Annotated in this window: 12 protein-coding genes; 4 read left to right on the top strand and 8 right to left on the bottom strand. The window is 63.7% G+C overall.

Annotated elements, in window-relative coordinates; genetic code table 11:
* Positions 1-106: 106 nt before the first annotated feature.
* Entirely contained in the window at positions 107-721 is a 615-nt protein-coding gene (locus tag K289_RS0103730) for a hypothetical protein (protein WP_027550244.1), read from the bottom strand.
* A gap of 930 nt (positions 722-1,651) precedes the next feature.
* Positions 1,652-2,476, bottom strand: coding sequence for an NAD(P)-dependent oxidoreductase (locus K289_RS0103725; protein ID WP_027550243.1), 825 nt, complete (start codon positions 2,474-2,476; stop codon positions 1,652-1,654).
* Between the two features lie 91 nt (positions 2,477-2,567).
* Between K289_RS0103725 and K289_RS0103720 the strand changes: the two genes are divergently transcribed.
* Entirely contained in the window at positions 2,568-3,563 is a 996-nt protein-coding gene (locus K289_RS0103720; protein WP_035683772.1) for an SMP-30/gluconolactonase/LRE family protein, read from the top strand.
* A gap of 202 nt (positions 3,564-3,765) precedes the next feature.
* Here the strand turns inward: K289_RS0103720 and K289_RS0103715 are convergent, their stop codons facing one another.
* Positions 3,766-5,196, bottom strand: coding sequence for an aldehyde dehydrogenase family protein (locus K289_RS0103715; protein ID WP_027550241.1), 1,431 nt, complete (start codon positions 5,194-5,196; stop codon positions 3,766-3,768).
* Between the two features lie 210 nt (positions 5,197-5,406).
* Positions 5,407-7,770, bottom strand: a complete 2,364-nt coding sequence (locus K289_RS0103710; RefSeq protein WP_027550240.1) for a transketolase — start codon at positions 7,768-7,770, stop codon at positions 5,407-5,409.
* A 132-nt stretch (positions 7,771-7,902) separates the two neighbouring features.
* Here K289_RS0103710 and K289_RS0103705 point away from each other — a divergent pair, with 132 nt between their 5' ends.
* The 3 genes from K289_RS0103705 (at position 7,903) to K289_RS43860 (ending at position 10,892) form a co-directional block, all read left to right on the top strand.
* On the top strand, positions 7,903-8,364 hold the full coding sequence (locus tag K289_RS0103705) for an Lrp/AsnC family transcriptional regulator (protein ID WP_027550239.1): 462 nt from the start codon (positions 7,903-7,905) through the stop codon (positions 8,362-8,364).
* Positions 8,365-8,483: 119 nt separating this feature from the next.
* Positions 8,484-9,404, top strand: coding sequence for a polyphosphate kinase 2 (gene ppk2, locus K289_RS0103700; protein ID WP_027550238.1), 921 nt, complete (start codon positions 8,484-8,486; stop codon positions 9,402-9,404).
* 51 nt (positions 9,405-9,455) lie between these two features.
* Positions 9,456-10,892 carry a TAXI family TRAP transporter solute-binding subunit gene (locus K289_RS43860; RefSeq protein WP_063614121.1) on the top strand — a complete coding sequence of 479 codons (1,437 nt, stop codon included), beginning with the start codon at positions 9,456-9,458 and terminating at the stop codon, positions 10,890-10,892.
* Here the strand turns inward: K289_RS43860 and K289_RS0103690 are convergent.
* From K289_RS0103690 to K289_RS0103675, 4 genes are all read right to left on the bottom strand, one after another.
* The gene (locus tag K289_RS0103690; protein WP_027550237.1) at positions 10,870-11,949 is read right to left on the bottom strand and encodes a zinc-binding dehydrogenase; all 1,080 of its coding nucleotides are present in this window, start codon (positions 11,947-11,949) and stop codon (positions 10,870-10,872) included. The two genes, K289_RS43860 and K289_RS0103690, sit on opposite strands and share 23 nt — an antisense overlap.
* A gap of 60 nt (positions 11,950-12,009) precedes the next feature.
* Positions 12,010-12,951 (bottom strand): DMT family transporter, encoded by a 942-nt coding sequence (locus tag K289_RS0103685; RefSeq protein WP_027550236.1) that lies wholly within the window; start codon positions 12,949-12,951, stop codon positions 12,010-12,012.
* Positions 12,952-13,139: 188 nt separating this feature from the next.
* Positions 13,140-13,979 carry an aldo/keto reductase gene (locus K289_RS0103680; protein ID WP_027550235.1) on the bottom strand — a complete coding sequence of 280 codons (840 nt, stop codon included), beginning with the start codon at positions 13,977-13,979 and terminating at the stop codon, positions 13,140-13,142.
* Between the two features lie 217 nt (positions 13,980-14,196).
* Positions 14,197-15,093: an SMP-30/gluconolactonase/LRE family protein gene (locus K289_RS0103675; RefSeq protein ID WP_035683877.1), complete on the bottom strand. Its 897-nt coding sequence runs from the start codon at positions 15,091-15,093 to the stop codon at positions 14,197-14,199.
* Positions 15,094-15,444: the final 351 nt, after the last annotated feature.

Raw genomic sequence — 15,444 nt, 5'->3', positions numbered from 1 at the left:
CCTGTCGAGATGATGCCTGACATCGCAGCGACGGAGGCGCGCACTCTTTGCCCGCCATCGCTCGCCGGATTCGGCGATCCCTTAAGGGGAAGACTACCAGCTCGGATCAGCGAGAGAAGATGCGGGTGCCGCGCGTCCATGCCTGTTGGCTTCCGACTGGACTGGCCCCGATTTCCCAGCCCGCGCCGCCCCACAGAGCGTCAATCACGGCAAGATCGCCCGCACCGTCTCGGACAAAAAAGATGTTCGGAGTCGAGTTGGTCTGCAATGCCCCGCTTTCGCCATTGGCCTGCAGCTTCAGGAGGCACCAAATATCGGTGAGTTTGCTCTCACCGCGAGTACCGAGTTCGCCGATGATCTCTGCGGCATTCGAGGGATTCTTCAAGAGATAGGCTTGCAAGGACGCATCGTCCGCGGTTTCGACCTTGACAGCGAACCGGCGCACGAAGGTCGCGCCAAGCCACGAAATCTTGACAGGTGCAGTCGGCGCAATGTCTTCCTTGAAATGCTCGCCCGCAACGAATGCGTCGGTTTGGGGGATTGCGGACGTCGAGGGGGGATCGAAGGGCTCGCCAGGCTTGCGCTTGAGCGAACATTCGATTCTGGTGCTGGGAGCAAGCGACGCCGAACTGCCGTTGGGCTTGTTCTCATCGGCCGATGCGCAGAATCCCCACAGTGCCAGGATTAAGACGAGACACGGGTTGAGCGCTAAGCCGCGCATTGTTGGCGTCCTTGAATTTCCGATTCAAGAACAAGGTAAACTGTCGATTGCGGCTGTAAATCAAAGACTAGGTTTCTGGTTAAGCTTTAAACCAAAAAACTAATTTGAGAAAAATCCAAGACAATACTTGGAACCGAATACGTTGCTCAGCAGCGGCACGCAATGCAACCGGGCCACCTCAAGATTGTTCCCGGGCGCTTGAGAGGATGATGCGACTCGTATGCCAAGGATCAAAAGGCGCGATCGGCTGATCGTCCTGCGAAGCGCTTGAACTTCTGCCCAGGCACATGAAAGCGCATGCTTCAAAAAAGCAACCCGCTTTTCCAGCCGATGCGTGCGCTGTTTCTACTGGTCCGCCAAACGCGCAATCGTCTGGCTACGCCCTGAAGGAACCTTCAAACCCGGGGCGGACGTGGGCTGCGGCAGGAACCGGCAACATCTTGCCTGTGCGCGCAATGGATCGCTCCAGGTCCAGCGCACGCGCCAAACCGGATCATGGGCGTACGCCGGGATGCGCCAGAACCAGATCGTTTCGTAAACACTGTCCCCGAACCGCTCGACATCCGGGCGTGACGTTGGCCAGAGTGCCGCAGCGAGGACGACCGCCAACACGGGGATCGCTGACACAACTATCTTGCGCATATTGCTTCCACAATAAATAGCACTTAAAGACGGGCACTCCCGCGCGACGCAATGCATAGAAGAAACGCTCGGGTGTTCCGCCAATAGAACACCCATTTCCGACAATGGAAATCCGGAACTCTACGGTGCGGCCGAACGAACGTGCGAGCGAGCTGAGGTTCGGACTCAGCCGCAATCACAGCGCTCGCCTCGTGACGGGCCGTTGGCGGACATGCGCCAAATCGGCAGCCATCGACCGCCACGAACGGCAAGCCGGAGGTTTGACGCTCCGACTTGCGCCCGGGTTTTCTAGCGCTTGCTCCAGTCGATGATGCGGCTTGGGTCGGCATCGAACTCGATGCTGCAGAAGGCGCCGCCCTGGTAGTAGTCGCCGACCGGATCCGGCTTCAGCTTGGCCTGCTCGTCCATCGCATGCTGCCAGAAATCCTCGGCACGGCCGGTCGGGCGATAGCCGAATTCGTAGGCGCGATGGTTGTCCCACCAGGCGCGCTCGTTGAGGGAGGCGCCGTAGAAGATCTCGAATTGGATGTCGGGATGTTCGAGCCCGATGCGGCAGAGCTGCACGAGATCTTCCGGCTTCAGCCAGATCGCGAGCCGGCGATGATCGAGCGGCATCTCGCCGAAATTGCCGATGCGAAGGCAGGTCACTTTCAGCCCGTGCTTGTCGGCATAGAGCGCGCCGACCGCTTCGCCGAACACCTTGCTGACACCGTAGCGGCCGTCCGGGCGTGGGGTGACGTCGGTGCCGATCTTGTGGTGGCGGGGATAGAAGCCGACCGCATGGTTCGACGAGGCGAAGATCACGCGCTTGACGCCCTTCTTGCGCGCCGCCTCGAACAGATTGTAGCCGCCGATGATGTTGGCCTGGAGGATATCCTCCCAGGAGCCTTCGACCGAGTAGCCGCCGAAATGCAGGATGCCGTCGACCCCCTCGCAGATCGCCTCGCATTGTGCGAGATCGGACAGGTCGGCCGCCTTGAACTTCTCGTTCGGGCCGAGATCTTTGGGCGGCTTGATGTCAGAGAGCAGGAGATCCGGATAGATCGGCGGCAGCAACTTGCGCAGGCTCGAGCCGATTCCGCCTGAAGCTCCAGTCATCAAAATACGCGGCATTTCTTCCCTCGTCGGTAGCGACCAATTTGCGGTCGCGGGTCTCTAATGATAGCAGACTTGGGCAGAGGGAACGCAATAACGAGAACTGCACATGAACGATGCATCGTCCCAAACCCAAGAAATACCTCAAGGCGCAAGGCCTCAAGGCTGGCGGCCGGCGACGTATTACCCCGATCCGGCGATAAGTGCACTCGATCCCCGCTTCGAAAAATACTGGCTGAAGCTGTCGGCCGTGGAGCGGCTTGCGACCGGCCTGCGCTGGGCCGAGGGCCCGGTGTGGTTCGGCGATGGACGCTATCTGTTGTGCAGCGACATTCCGAACCAGCGCATCATCAAATGGGAGGAGGAAACCGGCGCCGTCAGCGCCTTCCGAAAACCCTCCAATTTTGCCAACGGCAACACGCGCGACCGCCAGGGCCGGCTGATCACCTGCGAACATAGCGGCCGGCGCGTGGTGCGCACCGAATATGACGGCGAGATCACGGTGCTGATGGATTCGTTCAACGGCAAACGGCTGAACTCGCCGAACGACGTCGTGGTGAAGTCCGACGGCTCGATCTGGTTCACCGATCCCACCTTCGGCCTGCTCGGCAATTACGAGGGCTACAAGGCCGAGTCCGAGATCGAGCCGAACGTCTACCGGCTCGATCCGGCGACCCGCAAGGCAACCATCGTCGCCGAAGGCGTGCTCGGACCGAACGGGCTGTGCTTCTCGCCGGACGAGAAGATCCTCTATGTCGTCGAATCCCGTGGGCAACCGAACCGCAAGATCCTCGCCTATGATGTTTCTGCCGACGGCACCACGATCTCCAACAAGCGCGTCTTCATCGATGCAGGCCCGGGCACGCCGGACGGCATGCGCTGCGACATCGACGGCAATCTCTGGTGCGGCTGGGGCATGGGCGATCCCGCGCTCGACGGCGTCGTGGTGTTCGCGCCCGACGGCGTCATGATCGGCCGCATCGCGCTACCCGAGCGCTGCGCCAACCTCTGCTTCGGCGGCGTCAAGCGCAACCGCCTGTTCATGGCGGCGAGCCAGTCGATCTATGCGCTGTATGTGAACACGCAGGGCGCGGTCGGGGGATAGCCTTTCCGAGGTTACAAGAATCGTAGGGTGGGCAAAGCGAAGCGTGCCCACCTCGTCTCATTTGCTGCGGTCTTGGTGGGCACGTCGCTTACGCTCCTTTGCCCACCCTACGACGCTTCGCTGTTGGGCGGATAGCATCACTCAAACGGCAACGCCGGAGCAGTTTCCCGCTCCGGCGTCGTGTTCGTTCAGGCGATGAGGCTTACGCCGCGTTGAAGCCGGCGACTGCCTTCACTTCGAGGAAGTCCTCAAGACCGTACTTGCCCCACTCGCGGCCGTTGCCCGACTGCTTGTAGCCGCCGAACGGCGCGGTGCGGTCGTTCGGCACGCCCTGGAGGTTGACGTTGCCGGCGCGGATCTGGCGGGCAACGCGCTTGGCGCTTTCCACCGTATCGGCCGAGACGTAGCCGGCGAGACCATACGGCGTGTCGTTGGCGATCTGCACGGCATCGGCTTCGTCCTTGGCGCCGATGATGGTCAGCACCGGTCCGAAGATCTCCTCGCGAGCGATCGTCATGTCGCTGGTGACGTCGGCGAAGATGGTCGGGCGGACATAGAAGCCCTTGTTGACACCTTCGGGCAGGCCCGGGCCGCCGGCGACGAGCGTTGCGCCCTCGTCGATGCCCTTCTTGATCAGCGCCTGGATCTTGTCCCACTGGCCGCGGTTGACGACGGGACCGATGGTGGTGCCTTCGCCGCGCGGATCGCCGGCCTTGGTCTTGTCGGCGACCGCCTTCGCGATCGCGGCGACTTCCTTCATCTTCGACAGCGGCACGATCATGCGTGAGGGCGCGTTGCAGGACTGTCCGGAGTTGTTGAACATGTGCATCACGCCGCCGGTCACCGCCTTCGTGAGGTCGGCGCCTTCGAGGATGACGTTCGGCGACTTGCCGCCGAGCTCCTGGCTGACGCGCTTCACGGTCGGGGCCGCGCGCTTCGCCACATCGATGCCGGCGCGGGTCGAACCGGTGAAGGAGATCATGTCGATGTCGGGATGCTCGCTCATGGCGGCGCCGACCTCGGGGCCGAGACCGTTGACGAGGTTGAACACGCCCTTCGGCACGCCGGCTTCGTGGAGAATCTCGGCGAAGATCAGTGCCGAGGTCGGCGTGAACTCGGACGGCTTCAGGATCATGGTGCAGCCGGCGGCGAGCGCAGGCGCGACCTTGCAGGCGATCTGGTTGAGCGGCCAGTTCCAGGGCGTGATCATGCCGACCACACCGACCGGCTCGCGCAGCACCATGGCGGTGCCGACCGGTTCCTCGAAGTGGTAGTTCTTGAGCACGTCGAGCGTGGTCATGAGGTGGCCGAGGCCGGCGCCGGCCTGGAGCTTCTCGGCCATCGGCAGCGGCGCGCCCATCTCGTCGGAGACGGCGGCACCGATCTCCTTGAGGCGGCCCTTGTAGATCTCGATGATTTTCGAGAGCAGCGCGACGCGCTCCTCGCGGCTGGTCTGGGAGTAAGTCTGGAACGCGCGCTTGGCGGCGGCGGCGGCCTTGTCGACGTCGGCCTTGGAGCCGAGCGCAACCTCATACATCGCCTCTTCCGTCGCCGGATTGACTACGGGCGTGGACTTCTTGACGGCGGGATCGACCCAGGCGCCGTCGATGTAGAATTGCATGCGATTGACCATCTTTGACCTCTTCTTGGGGGCATGGAGGGGGCGTTTCGGCAGGCATCCTTGCACGAAAGCGCCAGCAGTTGAACCCGCCATATGCGGGGCCAGCGTTGCGGCGGACGGAGGATATATGAGCCGATGACGGAGGGGTGGCAAGATGGCTCAGCCGTCATTCCGGGGCGCGGACGAAGTCGCGAGCGCGAAATGACGGCCCGGTTACTTCGACTACACCACCATCTTGCGATGGAGCACCGGCGCGCCGGTGGTGAGGCTTTCGGCCGCATCGATGATGGCGTTGGCGTCGATGCCGTAGTGGCGATAGAGGTCGGCGAGCGCACCGGTCTGGCCGAACTGCTCGACGCCGAGCGCCTCGACGCGATGGCCGCGGACGCTGCCGAGCCAGCCGAGCGCGGCCGGATGGCCATCGATCACGGTCACGATGCCGCAGTCGCGCGGCAGCGGCGCCAGCAATTTTTCGATGTGGCTGAGGTGCTGGACGCCGCGGCGGTCACGCCGCAATTTCCGTGCGGCGGTCCAACCCGCATGCAGGCGATCCGCCGAGGTGATCGCAAGCAGGCCGACGTCGCGCCGGCTCTCGCCGATGAAGCCGGTCGCCTCGATCGCTTCCGGCGCGATGGCACCGGTATAGGCGATCACGACCTCGGCATTGGGGCCCGGCTTGCGCAGCCAATAGGCGCCGTCGGTGATGCCCTTCTCCAGCTCGGGCGTCATGATCCGCTGCGCCTGCTCGATCGCGCGCGTCGAGAGGCGCAGGTACACCGAACCGCCCTCGCCCGCCTCGCGCTGCATGTGGCCAAACCCCCAGCCCATGACCACGGCGAGCTCGTCGACGAAGGCCGGCTCGAACGAGGCGAGCCCGTCCTGCGCCATACCGATCAGCGGCGTCGCGATCGACTGATGCGCGCCGCCTTCGGGCGCGAGCGTGATGCCGGACGGCGTCGCCGCCACCATGAAGCGCGCATCCTGGTAGCAGGCATAGTTCAGCGCATCGAGCCCGCGCTCGATGAAGGGATCGTAGAGCGTGCCGACCGGCAGCAGCCGCTCGCCGTTGATCTGGTGCGACAGGCCGAGTGCCGAGAGCATGATGAACAGATTCATCTCGGCGATGCCGAGCTCGAGATGCTGGCCCTTGGGCGAAGCGTCCCAATTGTAGGTCGAGGGAATTTTCTCGCTACGGAATAAGTCCGCCTTCTCGGCGCGTGCGAACAGGCCGCGCCGGTTCACCCACGGACCGAGATTGGTCGAGACGGTGACGTCAGGCGACGTCGTCACGATGCGCTTGGCGAGCTCGCTGTCGCCGCGCGCGATCTCGTTCAGCACGAGCCCAAAGCCCTGCTGCGTCGACATCTGCGGTGACGGCTTGAAGGTGAGCTGCGACGGCACCTCGAGGACGGGTGCGCTCAGCCGGCGGCCATCCTGGTTGAATGGCACGTGTGCGAGGAACGCTTCGAGCGCGGCAGCATCCTGCGTGAGGCCCTCGAACTTGTCCCATTCGTGGCCGGGCCGGATGTCCTGGCTCGCGCGCCACTTTTCCATCTGCGCGACCGTCATCAGGCCGGCATGATTGTCCTTGTGGCCCTGGAACGGCAGGCCAACGCCCTTGATGGTGTAGGCGATGAAGCAGACCGGGCGATCGTGGTCGATCGACTCGAAGGCCTCCAGCATGCTCGCCATGTCGTGGCCGCCGAGGTTCGACATCAGCGCCAGCAACTCGTCGTCACTGCGGCGGTCGATCAATTTTGTGATCGGGCCCTGGTCGCCGATCTCGTCGTGCAGATGCTTGCGGAACGCCGCGCCGCCCTGGAAGCACAGCGCCGCATAGAGCGCATTCGGGCAATTGTCGATCCAGCGCTTCAACGCCTCGCCACGGGGCTCGGCAAAAGCCTCGCGCATCAGCCGGCCGTATTTCACGATCACCACGTCCCAGCCGAAATTGCGGAACATGGTCTCGAACTTTTCCCAGAGCCCTTCGCGCACGACGGCATCGAGCGACTGGCGGTTGTAATCAACCACCCACCAGGTGTTGCGCAGGCCGTGCTTCCAGCCCTCGGCAAGCGCCTCGAAGATGTTACCCTCGTCCATCTCGGCGTCGCCGACGAGCGCGATCATCCGCCCTTCGCGGCGATCCTTCATCCAGCCATGCGACTTGACGTAGTCCTGCACCAGCGAAGAGAACAACGTCTGCGCGACACCGAGACCGACGGAGCCGGTCGAGAAATCGACGTCGTCGACATCCTTGGTGCGCGAGGGATAGGACTGCGCGCCCTTGAAACCGCGAAAATTCTCCAGCTTCTCGCGCGTCTGCCGGTCGAACAGATATTGGATGGCGTGGAACACCGGGCTCGCATGCGGCTTCACCGCGACGCGATCCTCAGGCTTCAGCACCGAGAAATAGAGCGCCGACATGATGGTGGCGAGCGAGGCCGATGAAGCCTGATGGCCACCGACCTTGAGGCCGTCCGCGTTCGGGCGGACGTGGTTGGCGTGATGGATCGTCCATGACGACAACCACAGCACCTTGCGGCTGAGAGCGGACAGGGTTTCGAGGCGCGCGGAATCGACGGGCATGGCAATGCTCCCGGAAATAACGTCCCGATGATACGCCCGCGCGCGGCCCCAAACTTCTCAATTTTTCGCGCCACGCCTGCCAAAATTGGTATAACTTACCAAAGAGACGCTTCAAAAGCAGGTTTCATCCCAATGCCGGACCTCGACGCCATCGACCGCAAGATCCTCGCTTCGCTCCAGACCGACAGCCGCCTCACCATGCAGGAGCTTGCCGACAAGGTCGGGCTCTCGGTCTCGCCCTGCCATCGCCGGGTCAAGCTCTTGGAGGAGCGCGGCGTCATCACCCGCTATGTCGCCACCGTCGACCAGAAGGCGCTCGGCTTGCATGTCAGCGTCTTCATCTCGATCAAGCTCGCGCGGCAGAAGGAGGAGGATCTCAACCGATTTGCGCGCGCGATCTCGAAATGGGACGAAGTGCTGGAATGCTATCTGATGACCGGCAACCGCGATTACCTGCTTCGCGTCGTCGCGGCCGATCTTTCCTCCTATGAAGTGTTCCTGAAGAACAAGCTGACCCGCCTCGATGGAATCGCCTCGATCGAATCGAGCTTTGCGCTGAGCCAGGTCAAATATTCGATCGCGCTGCCGGTGTGAGGCCCATCAGGGCCGTTTTGCGCCTGACAAGCGGCCTTCGCCAGCCGCCGGTGTCACATTAGCGCAACAAACCCCGCCGATGGTCGGGGCGAGAGGCATCCGAGCCGAGAGAAGGACCCATGACTGCATCCGACCGTACCTCCCAAGCCGCCAAGCGCGAGCGCATCATCCAGGAAATGGCCGACGATCTCGACGAAGAGCTGGAGATGGAGCTCGATGATACTCGTCTCGACGAACTCCTGGACGAGGCCGACACGCTGAGCCCGACGGTGGATCGCAAGGTCTACTTCAGGGAATTGCTGCGGCTCCAGGGCGAGCTGGTCAAGCTCCAGGACTGGGTGCAGACCGAGCGCAGGAAGGTCGTCGTGCTGTTCGAGGGTCGCGACTCCGCTGGCAAGGGTGGCGTCATCAAGCGGATCACCCAGCGTCTCAATCCCCGCATCTGCCGCGTTGCCGCCCTTCCGGCGCCGAGCGAGCGCGAGCGCTCGCAATGGTACTTCCAGCGCTACGTGGCGCATCTTCCGGCTGGCGGCGAGATCGTGCTGTTCGACCGGAGCTGGTACAACCGCGCCGGCGTCGAGCGCGTGATGGGCTTCTGCACCGACGACCAGTATCAGGAATTCTTCAAGTCGGTGCCGGAGTTCGAGCGGATGCTGATCCGATCCGGCACTATTCTGCTCAAGTACTGGTTCTCGATCACCGACGACGAGCAGCAGTTCCGCTTCGCCATGCGCATCAAGGATCCGCTCAAGCAGTGGAAGCTCAGCCCGATGGATGTTGAGGCGCGCAGCCGCTGGGAGGCGTACACCAAGGCCAAGGAGACCATGTTGGAGCACACGCACCTGCCGGACTCGCCGTGGTGGATCGTCGATGCCGTGGATAAGAAGCGCGCCCGGCTTAACTGCATCTCGCATCTGTTGAGCCAGATTCCCTATCAGGAAGTCTCCCGCATGCCGGTGGTGCTGCCGCCGCGCGTCCGCAATCCCGACTATCACCGCGGACCAATCCCGCAGGAGATGTACGTGCCTGCAAAATACTGACGGCACCCGCCACGTTTGCGGCGGACAGGCTTTACCGATGAGGACAGCGAGATGCCCGTGCCGAGCGATCTGAGCGTCACCGGGGACGCCTCGCCTCGCCGGCGCAATCGCCTCAGTCCGTGGCTCGCGCTCGCGAGCGGCCTCTCGGCGCTGACGGTCGCGCTCGCCATCGCCTATTGGGCGTGGCAACCGGCGACGCTACGCATCGCCGTCGGGCCGCCCGGCAGCGACGACCAGATGCTCGTGCTCGCCATGGCCCAGGCGTTCGACGCCAAGGGCGGGCCGGTGCGGCTCGCCCCGATCGAGACCGATGGAACGCTGCAAAGTCTCAACCTGCTCGGCGGCGGCAAGACCGACCTCGCAGTGGCACGCGGCGACCTCGAGATGCCGTCCGAGACCAGCTCCGTGGCGATCATGCGCCGGAATTTCGTGGTGATGTGGGCGCCGTCGGGCCGCAAGGGCGCGGGCAAATCGAAGGTCACGGAGATTGCGGCCCTCAGCGGACGCCGCATCGGTGTCGTCGGTCTCGGCGATGCCAACGTCACCCTGCTGCGGGTCATCCTGGCGGAGTCCGGCGTCAATCCGCAGAAGGTCTCGGTCGTCCAATTCGGCACCGACCATATCGCGGAGATGACCCAGGACACCACGCTCGATGCCTTCATGATGGTGGGTGCGCTCGACGCCAAGGTCATCGCGGATACGATCGCCGCCACAGCGCGCCTGCGCGGCGAACCCAAATTCCTCGGCGTCGACGTCTCCGATGCCATCGCCGAGCGGCATCCGCTCTACGAGTCCGAGGAAATCCCCGCGGGCGCATTTGCCGCCTCGCCGCAGCGCCCCGACGACAAGATCGACACCATCGCCATCAATCATCTGATCGTGGCGCCAAGCTGGTTTTCCGAGGACACGGTCGCCGCCTTCACGCGCGAGCTGTTTGCGGTCCGGCAATCGCTTGCGAAGGATCTGCCCACCGCCCGTCACATCCAGAAGCCCGACACCGACAAGGATGCCGCGCTGCCGGCGCATCCCGGCGCCGCCGCCTATGTCGACGGCAACGAGCGTAGCTTCATGGACAAGTACAGCGACTACATCTGGGGCGCGGTGCTGTTGCTCTCGGGTCTCGGCTCCGTGGCCGCGTGGCTGCGCCACTATCTGAGGCGCGAGGAGCGCAGCCTCAATGCGCTGCATCGCGACCGCCTGCTCACGGCGATTTCCAGCGTCCGCGAGGCGACGTCACTCGACGATCTTGCCGCCATGCAGCGCGCCGCCGACGATATCCTGCGCGAGACGCTGGCCTGTCACGAAGACGGCGCCATCGAGGACGGCGACCTCGCCGCATTCAGTCTGGTTCTGGCGCAGTTCCATCAGGCGATCGTCGACCGCCGGGCCGTAATCGGCAACGCGACCAAGGCCGATGATGCCGATCTGCCAACCGAACGCGATGGCGCCGTGCTTCAGCCCTTCGCTATCTCCACGGCTGCACGATGATCTTGGTGTGCGCCTCGGGATTGGCGAGGTCGGCGAAGGCCTTCGCGACACCGTCGATGCCGACCTCGGCGGTCACCATCGCCGCGGCGTCCACCTGCCCTTCCGCGATCAGACGCAGCGAATAGGCGAATTCGTCCGGCGTGTAGCCGAGCACGTACTGGACGTTGAGCTCCTTCATGATGCCGAGCATGGGCTCACTTCTGTCGGTCTCCATGCAGACGCCGACCACAACAATTCTTGCATCGCGTGGAGCGCCCTCGAACACCTGCTGCAGCAGGCCGGGCACGCCGACGCATTCGAAGATCACCGCGGGTTTCAGCGCCGGCAGCATCGCCTGGAGCGGCGGCCGCGCCGCCTTCTCGGCCGCCGACATCTGGGCGTGCTCGGCCCAGGTCGCATAAGGCTGCGACACCCTGGGGTTGACGACGATGTCCGCGCCGAGCTTTGCCGCGAGCGCGCGCCGTGCCGGCGAATAGTCGGCGGCGACGATCGGATGCAGGCCTCTGATCTTCAGCGCGGCGATGACCGCGAGCCCGACCGGCCCGCAGCCGATGACGAGCGGCACCTCGTCCCCCCGGATGTTGGCCTTCGCCACGGCGTGAACGCCGACGGCAAGCGGCTCGGTCAACGCGGCATGTTCGGGAGCGAGGCCATTGGGCACCTCCAGGAGCAATGGCTCACTCAGCAGCATCTGCTCTGCATAGCCGCCGATATTGTCGTTGGAATAGCCGATGCCCTGAATGCCCGCCGGCGTCAGCAGCGCCGGCAGCGAGCACACGCGCGCGCCCGGCTTGAGCTTGCGTTCCGTGCCCGGACCGTAGTCGACGATCTCGCAGCAGAACTCGTGGCCGAACACGACGTCGCGCGACAGGTCCATCGGCGTGCGCCCGATCTTCTTCGCCATCTCCACCATGCGATGGGCATGTTGGCGTGCATGCAGATCGGAGCCGCAGATACCGCAGGCGAGCGTCTTGACCAGCACCTGACCCGCACCCGGCTTCGGTGCCGGCATCCGGTCGACGATGATCTCACCGTTCCTGAAAATGGCAGCCCGCATCCGGCTCCTCCTTTATTGTCGGAGCCGTTGATAGCACGAAGCGGCGGGCGCGGTATTGCGTCAGGCGTTCGGCGAACGCTCTTCCAGCACCAGCAGCTGGGCGCGGCGGATGCGCTCGCGATGGGCGATGTAGAGGCCGCTGGCGACGATGAAGGCCGTACCGATGACGGTCCAGACGTCGGGCAGCTCACCGAACAGGAAGAAGCCCAAAATGCTGACCCACAACAGCTGCGTGTAGGAGAACGGCGCCAGCACCGAGGCATCGCCATAGCGATAGGCGAGCACCACGATCCACTGCCCCACTGTCGAAGCAACGCCAATCAAAATGCCAAATCCGATCGCGCTCCAGCTCGGCGTGACCCAGACGAACGGCACCATCACGGTCAGGATAGCCGCGCCCGTCAGCGCGGAATAGGCCATGGTGGTGGCGACGGCTTCCCGGCCACTCATCATGCGCGTCAGGATCAACGCGGCAGCCCAGCAGAACGCCGACACGATTGGGAAGAACGCCGCGGCGTGAAACGCGCTCGAGCCCGGACGCAGGATGATCATCACGCCAACGAGGCCGATCGCAGTCGCGATCCAGCGGCGCAAACCCACCTTCTCACTCAGGAAGATAATCGACAGCGCGGTGACGAACAGCGGCGAGACGAAAGCTGTAGCAGACGCTTCCGCGATCGGCAGGAATCCCAGCCCCGTGATGAAGAACAGTGAGGAGCCGAGCAGCGCCGTACCACGCATCACGTGAAGGCGGAGTCGCTCAGTCCGCATCGCGAAGAGCGGCGAACCCGGCACCATTACCGGCACGAACATCAGCGCGAATGTGAGGAAGCGGATCCAGGTGATCTCGATCGACGGCAGGCTCGACGACAGATATTTCGCCGTGACGTCGGAGCAGCCGAGGAATACCGTCGATAGCAGCACCAGCGCGATGCCCTTGAAGGGATGATCGACGCGCGCCGGCGCACGCCGTGCTGCCTGGTTCTTCTCCGGCACGGGCATGGAAATGACATCGAGCCTTGCGGCTGCGGCGGGCGGCGGGGTCACGGCTGGAACTCGGGAGAAATGCGAATCGAGTACGCTCTCAAAAAACGCCAATTGGGCGCGATTCACAACTTCCGAAAACAGGATGCCGATATGCGCTGAGGGCCACGCGCGTCAACGATCCATTAATAATGGGCGTTTGTGCATTACAACATCGGCAAACTGCGTGGCTTCGGACCGAGCGGAAACGCCGCATCCAACGCCGCAATCTCCTCTTTCGTCAGCACGAGATCGCCGGCGGCCGCATTTTCGCCAGCATGTTCCGCGGACGACGCCTTCGGGATTGCGAACACCGTAGTTGCACGGGTCAGGAAGCTCAGTGCGACCTGCCGCGGCGTGGCGCGACGCGCCTCTGCGATGCGCGCGAGCACAGCGCCGCCCTTGCTGCCGCTTGCAGGAAAGTCGTCATGTCCAAACGGCGAATAGGCGACCACCGCGACGCCGTGCTTCTCGCATCTGGGGATCACGGCGTGCTCGATTGCGCGCTCCTTCAGATGATAGAGCACCTGATTGCAGGCGATCCTTCCTTCGCCGGCGACGTCAAGCATCTCGTCGAGATCGTCGGCGTCGAAATTGGAGACGCCCCAGGACTTGATCTTGCCGGCCTTCACCAGTTCCTCGAAAGCGGCGACGGTATCCTCGAGCGGATACGAGCCGCGCCAGTGCAGCAGATAGCAATCGAGCCGGTCGGTCTTCAGCCGCTTCAACGACCGCTCGCAGGCGGTGATCGTGCCTTTGCGCGAGGCATTGCTCGGCAACACCTTCGAGACCAGAAACACCTCGTCGCGGCGGCCCGCAATCGCATCCGCAATGACGAGCTCGGCGTCGCCATACATCTCGGCGGTATCGATGTGGGTCATGCCGAGATCGAGCCCGCGCTGAAGCGCGGCGATCGCGCGCCTGCGGTCGCCGTGGTCGAGATACCACGTGCCCTGCCCGATGACGGAGACGTTGGTGCCGGTCTGGCCGAAGGGGTTTGATTTCATGTCTTGATCCAGTTCATTAGGTCGAGCGCCGCTCTTCTCCCTCTCCCCGTTCTTACGGCGAGAGGGTCGGGGTGAGGGGCTGCATCCGCGATGACGATAGCAGTTGGACTCGCGGAAGCTCCCCCTCACCCGCATTTGCGCTTCGCGCAATTGCGGTCTCTCCCCGCACGCGGGGAGAGACGAAGGGAGCGCCGCGCATCTCAACTATCATCGCGTGCTAGAGTTCACTTATATCCGCAACCAGCACACTGCCGGTCGCCGACTCCGTGATGTAGAGACGATCCTTGTTTGCACCACCGATTGCGACGTTGGTGCAGTTCGGCCCCGCACACGACTTGATCCGCGCGATCAATTCGCCGTTGGGCGCAAACACGAAGACGTGGCCGAGCGAGGCGTGGCCGACGAACAGCCGTCCCTTGGCGTCCATCGTCATGCCATCGGGACCGCTGGTGCCGAACAGCGAGCAGAAGCGTCCAACTTTCGACACGCTGCCGTCCTTCATGAATGGCAGCCGCCACACCGCGTTGTCGCGTGTCATGGCGACGAACAGCACGGTCTCGGTCGGATCGAGCACGAGGCCGTTCGGGCTGATGCCGGTGTCGATGAGGCAATCGAGCCGGCCGCTCGGCGTCAGCCGATAGACCCGACCGCTCGGATCATGCAGGCCGGTCTGGCCCTGGTCGGTGAAGTAGATGTCGCCGTTAGAGGCGAGATGCAGGTCGTTGCAACCGCGGAACGATTCCGAGTTGCGCGCGGTCAAGACCGGCGTGATGCGCCCTGCCCCGGCGTCGAGCTGCATGATGCCGTGCATGTAGTCGGCCACCAGAATGCGGCCGTCGGCCGCGATCTTCAGCCCATTCGGCCAGCCCTCATATTCGATCGCCAACGACCATTCGCCGTCCGGCGCGATGCGGAAGACGCGACCAAAGGGAATGTCGACGATGTAGAGATTGCCGTTGGCATCGAACGACGGCCCTTCAATGAAGGAGTCGGTTGCAACACCCGGCCGGTTGGCCTCAGCCCAGTCCGTCCGCACGCCCTTGCGGCGAAACTTGTCGGGCATGGTGGAGAAGATTTGCGTTTCGATCAGGCGCGGCGGCGTTTCCAGGTACATCATGGCTTTGTGATTGTTATGCGTTGGGCTGGTAAGACGCGCGGCAGCATAGGCCACAATGCCCGGCCCGTCGATTGGCGCGGATATCATGGCAGGAATGGCGCAGGCTGGTGCCACATACCCAACGGTCGTCCCGGCGCAGGCCGGGACCCATAACCACAGGAAGGAGTTTGGCGACGACTCGTCGTTCGGTACTCCGACCGCGTACAATCGAGAGATTCCGCGGTATGGGTCCCGGCCTGCGCCGGGACGACGCTGTGGAAACGGGCACCACCGCATCAACACCGTCATTGCGAGCGCAGCGAAGCAATCCAGGCTGCCGCCGCCGTGCTGGATTGCTTCGCTGCGCTC

The sequence above is a fragment of the Bradyrhizobium sp. Cp5.3 genome (assembly GCF_000426265.1).
Taxonomy (GTDB): domain Bacteria; phylum Pseudomonadota; class Alphaproteobacteria; order Rhizobiales; family Xanthobacteraceae; genus Bradyrhizobium; species Bradyrhizobium neotropicale.
This window is presented reverse-complemented; position numbering and strand designations above follow the sequence as displayed.

What these genes read in the sequence shown, in the direction of transcription:
- K289_RS0103730 (WP_027550244.1), bottom strand. Translation starts at nt 721, where the DNA reads ATGCGCGGCTTAGCGCTCAACCCGTGTCTCGTCTTAATCCTGGCACTG.
- K289_RS0103725 (WP_027550243.1), bottom strand. Translation starts at nt 2,476, where the DNA reads ATGCCGCGTATTTTGATGACTGGAGCTTCAGGCGGAATCGGCTCGAGC.
- K289_RS0103720 (WP_035683772.1), top strand. Translation starts at nt 2,568, where the DNA reads ATGAACGATGCATCGTCCCAAACCCAAGAAATACCTCAAGGCGCAAGG.
- K289_RS0103715 (WP_027550241.1), bottom strand. Translation starts at nt 5,196, where the DNA reads ATGGTCAATCGCATGCAATTCTACATCGACGGCGCCTGGGTCGATCCC.
- K289_RS0103710 (WP_027550240.1), bottom strand. Translation starts at nt 7,770, where the DNA reads ATGCCCGTCGATTCCGCGCGCCTCGAAACCCTGTCCGCTCTCAGCCGC.
- K289_RS0103705 (WP_027550239.1), top strand. Translation starts at nt 7,903, where the DNA reads ATGCCGGACCTCGACGCCATCGACCGCAAGATCCTCGCTTCGCTCCAG.
- ppk2 (WP_027550238.1), top strand. Translation starts at nt 8,484, where the DNA reads ATGACTGCATCCGACCGTACCTCCCAAGCCGCCAAGCGCGAGCGCATC.
- K289_RS43860 (WP_063614121.1), top strand. Translation starts at nt 9,456, where the DNA reads ATGCCCGTGCCGAGCGATCTGAGCGTCACCGGGGACGCCTCGCCTCGC.
- K289_RS0103690 (WP_027550237.1), bottom strand. Translation starts at nt 11,949, where the DNA reads ATGCGGGCTGCCATTTTCAGGAACGGTGAGATCATCGTCGACCGGATG.
- K289_RS0103685 (WP_027550236.1), bottom strand. Translation starts at nt 12,951, where the DNA reads ATGCCCGTGCCGGAGAAGAACCAGGCAGCACGGCGTGCGCCGGCGCGC.
- K289_RS0103680 (WP_027550235.1), bottom strand. Translation starts at nt 13,979, where the DNA reads ATGAAATCAAACCCCTTCGGCCAGACCGGCACCAACGTCTCCGTCATC.
- K289_RS0103675 (WP_035683877.1), bottom strand. Translation starts at nt 15,093, where the DNA reads ATGTACCTGGAAACGCCGCCGCGCCTGATCGAAACGCAAATCTTCTCC.